Raw genomic sequence first — 3,432 nt, forward strand, 5'->3', positions numbered from 1 at the left:
ATATGAATATTATGAAGGAGAGGAAATAGATGAAAGTAGTTGTAATTGGATGTACACACGCTGGTACAGCGGCAATTTTAAATTTAAGAAAGACAAATCCTGATGCGGAGATAACAGTATTTGAAAGAAATGATAATATTTCATTCTTGTCTTGTGGGATTGCCTTGTATGTAGGAGGAGTTGTAAAGGATCCTCAAGGGTTGTTTTACTGTTCACCTGAAAAATTAAGAGAATTAAACGTTGACACTAGAATGAGACATGAAGTAAAGACTGTTGATATTGAAGGTAAAAAAATAAGAGTTGTGAATTTGGAAACTGGAATTGAATTTAATGAAACTTTTGACAAATTAATCATTACATCTGGTTCTTGGCCTATTATTCCACCAATCGAAGGAATTGATTTAAATAATATCTTGCTTTGTAAAAATTACAATCATTCAAATGAAATTATTGAAAGAGCAAAACATTCACAAAAAATTATTGTTGTTGGAGCAGGATACATTGGAGTGGAACTTGTTGAAGCATTTAGAGATAATGGAAAAGAAGTTGTGCTAGTAGATGCAGAAGAAAGAGTTTTGAGTAAATATTTTGATAAAGAATTTACAGATGTTGCCGAAGAATCGTTTAAACATAGAGGAATTGTAATTGCAACTGGAGAAAAAGTTGTTAAATTTGAAGGAAGCAATGGAAATGTAACAAAAGTAGTTACTGACAAAAATGAATATGAAGCTGATATGGTAATTATGTGTGTTGGATTCCTGCCAAGCACTTCATTATTTAAAGGGCAGCTTGAAATGCTTCCAAATGGAGCAATTAAAGTTGACGAATATATGAGAACAAGTAATAAAGACGTTATGGCTGCAGGAGACTGCTGTTCAGTATTCTATAATCCATTACAAAGAGAAAGATATATTCCGCTTGCAACTAACGCTGTAAGAATGGGAACATTAGCAGCTATAAACTTGCTTGAAAATAAAGTTAGACATCTTGGGACACAAGGTACTTCAGGAATTAAAATTTATGAAAACAATATGGCTGCAACTGGATTAACAGAGGAAATTGCAAAACAAGAAGGAGTAGAGGTTGAAAGCGTAATTGCAGTTGACAACTATCGTCCTGAATTTATGCCGACTTATGAAAAAGTCACATTAAAAGTGGTATTTGAAAAAAATAGCAGAAGAATTTTAGGAGCACAGTTAACTTCTAAAATTGACTTAACACAATCAATTAATACATTGTCAGTATGTATTCAAAATAAAATGACTGTAGAAGAATTGGCATTTGTAGACTTCTTCTTCCAACCTCACTATAACAAGCCTTGGAACTTCTTGAATTTAGCAGGATTAAATGCTTTAAAATAGAATTTAAGATAATTAAAGGATAAAAATGGATAAAATGATAGTAAAATATGACAAAAATTTTAGAATGAAAATAGAAAATAACAGAAATAGCGAGATTATTTTGACAGACCGTAATGGCGAAATGCTTTCTCCGTCAGAACTTCTCGCTGCATCTGTAGCTTCATGTGCAATGACAGTTTTATCAATAAAATTAGAATCTAATAACCAGAATTTTCAAAATTGCTATGCAGAAGTTGGAAAAACAGTCGATTTAACAACTTTTAAAGTTACAGAAATCAATATTGCATTTCATCTAAAAAAGGAATACAGTCAGGAAGTAAGAGAAAAAGCTGAAAAATCAGTAGAAGAAATGTGTGTAGTTGGCAGAAGTTTAAGTAAAGATGTGAAACAAAATTATTCATTTATTTATGATGTGGAATAGAAAAAATAATTAATAAAAAAGGAGTAGTCTCATAGATTAATGAAGATAACTCCTTTTTTGTTATATTAGCTTTTTAATTTTGAAAATTAAGATTCTAATTGTAAATATTTACTACATTTTAAAATTTCCAGTTTCACCATTATTGGCTTTATTAATTAAAAAGTTTGACATTTCTTTAAATTCTGATACTGCTTTTGCATCTTTTCCTGTTACAGAACTTACATTTTGAGAATTTATAAGATTTCTTGAAATTTCAAAAGCTACATCTCTAAAAGAATTTTGGCTCATTGAAAACAATTCACCTCTTTGATTTTTTCTGTCGTATTGGGCACCGATTATTTTTCCATCCTTAACTGTTATTTTTACGAATGAAGTCCAGTTACCGTCGTATCTTTTTTCAACAGAATAAATACCATTTTTTAATGCTGAAAATCCTAAAATATTTACAAAAAGCATTAAAGCGAATAATAGTTTTTTCATAATTAACACCACTTTTCTAAGTAAATTTTTTTCTTTTATTCTCCTTTAAAACACCTGTTACATAAATATTATACCTTTAAAATCAAAATAAATCAAGTCTTTTTAATAAAATCCTTGTGTATCAGTTAAATATCCATCTTTATTATAAAAATTCCAGTTTCCATAAGCCTTGTAATTTCTTAAAGCACCTTGAACTTTGATTTTTCCGTTGTCGTAATACTGTGTGAAATTTCCATTTCCATTTACAAGTTTCATTTCACGTTCTTTTGATCCATTTCTTGAATATCCAAGAATCTCTGTAATTATACCATTTTGATAATTCTCAATTAATTTTTTCTTACCATTATCATAGTTCCAAGTCCATTGTCCATTTCTAAAATTACGCGAGTAATTTCCGTTTGAACGAACAGTACCGTTAGAATAATATGATTTTGCTTCACCGTTTAATTGTCCGTTTACGTAATTATTTTCATTTGTGACAATTCCGTTTGAAATTTTTATCTCTTTTCCATTTTTAGCATTATTTACATATTCAAGAGATGATGTTAAACGTCCAAATTCATCAAAGTCAAAGCTGTTTCCGTTTAACATGCCATTTTTGTAATTACGTATAGTTTTAGAATTTCCATTTCCATAAAAGTCAATATCTTCACCTTCTCTTACACCATTTGTATAATTTACAACTTTTTGTAAATTTCCATTTTGATAATACATGAACATAGGCCCGTTTAATGCACCATTTTGATAATTTCTAACAACTTGAGCATTTCCAATTTCGCCAAATTCAACATAAATTCCAGTAAATGGCTGTCCACTTTCTTTTACAGTCGCAATGTTTCCAGAAATAGTGACATCAGCAACAGTGCTATACGGTGAACTTAATGCACGTGAAGACTGAGCAGAATATTCACTGCTTCTTTTTGCAGAAACGTTTGGAATTGCAGCTGCTAATGAAGTTAGAGATATACATGAAAATAGAATGATTGTTGATTTTTTTAATGATTTTAACATAATAATTTTTCCTCCTTTTTAAACTTTAAGTACTATTTTTATTATAACAAAAAATCGGGAAGCATGATAGATTGGTTCCCGATTTTGTTCTTCCCTAGTCTTTCCCACCAAGTTTGCTATTGATGGTCATCATGATACTAGCAATTTTCTCTCCCCAGT

4 protein-coding genes are annotated in these 3,432 nt (G+C 30.0%); 2 read left to right on the forward strand and 2 right to left on the reverse strand.

The features are described from left to right. Positions 1–29 precede the first annotated feature (29 nt). Positions 30–1,361: an FAD-dependent oxidoreductase gene (locus tag Q0370_RS06790; protein WP_299573777.1), complete on the forward strand. Its 1,332-nt coding sequence runs from the start codon at positions 30–32 to the stop codon at positions 1,359–1,361. Positions 1,362–1,386: 25 nt separating this feature from the next. Further along, the gene (locus Q0370_RS06795; RefSeq protein ID WP_299573779.1) at positions 1,387–1,782 is read left to right on the forward strand and encodes an OsmC family protein; all 396 of its coding nucleotides are present in this window, start codon (positions 1,387–1,389) and stop codon (positions 1,780–1,782) included. Between the two features lie 111 nt (positions 1,783–1,893). Here the strand turns inward: Q0370_RS06795 and Q0370_RS06800 are convergent, their stop codons facing one another. Together Q0370_RS06800 and Q0370_RS06805 are read right to left on the reverse strand one after the other, a co-directional pair. Then, positions 1,894–2,262: a pheromone cAD1 o protein gene (locus Q0370_RS06800; protein ID WP_147005553.1), complete on the reverse strand. Its 369-nt coding sequence runs from the start codon at positions 2,260–2,262 to the stop codon at positions 1,894–1,896. 102 nt (positions 2,263–2,364) lie between these two features. Further along, positions 2,365–3,273, reverse strand: a complete 909-nt coding sequence (locus Q0370_RS06805; RefSeq protein ID WP_299573785.1) for a toxin-antitoxin system YwqK family antitoxin — start codon at positions 3,271–3,273, stop codon at positions 2,365–2,367. Positions 3,274–3,432: the final 159 nt, after the last annotated feature.

The sequence above is a fragment of the uncultured Leptotrichia sp. genome (assembly GCF_938036635.1).
GTDB classification, from domain to species: Bacteria; Fusobacteriota; Fusobacteriia; order Fusobacteriales; family Leptotrichiaceae; genus Leptotrichia; species Leptotrichia hongkongensis.

What these genes read in the sequence shown, in the direction of transcription:
- Q0370_RS06795 (WP_299573779.1), top strand. Translation starts at nt 1,387, where the DNA reads ATGGATAAAATGATAGTAAAATATGACAAAAATTTTAGAATGAAAATA.
- Q0370_RS06805 (WP_299573785.1), bottom strand. Translation starts at nt 3,273, where the DNA reads ATGTTAAAATCATTAAAAAAATCAACAATCATTCTATTTTCATGTATA.
- Q0370_RS06790 (WP_299573777.1), top strand. Translation starts at nt 30, where the DNA reads ATGAAAGTAGTTGTAATTGGATGTACACACGCTGGTACAGCGGCAATT.
- Q0370_RS06800 (WP_147005553.1), bottom strand. Translation starts at nt 2,262, where the DNA reads ATGAAAAAACTATTATTCGCTTTAATGCTTTTTGTAAATATTTTAGGA.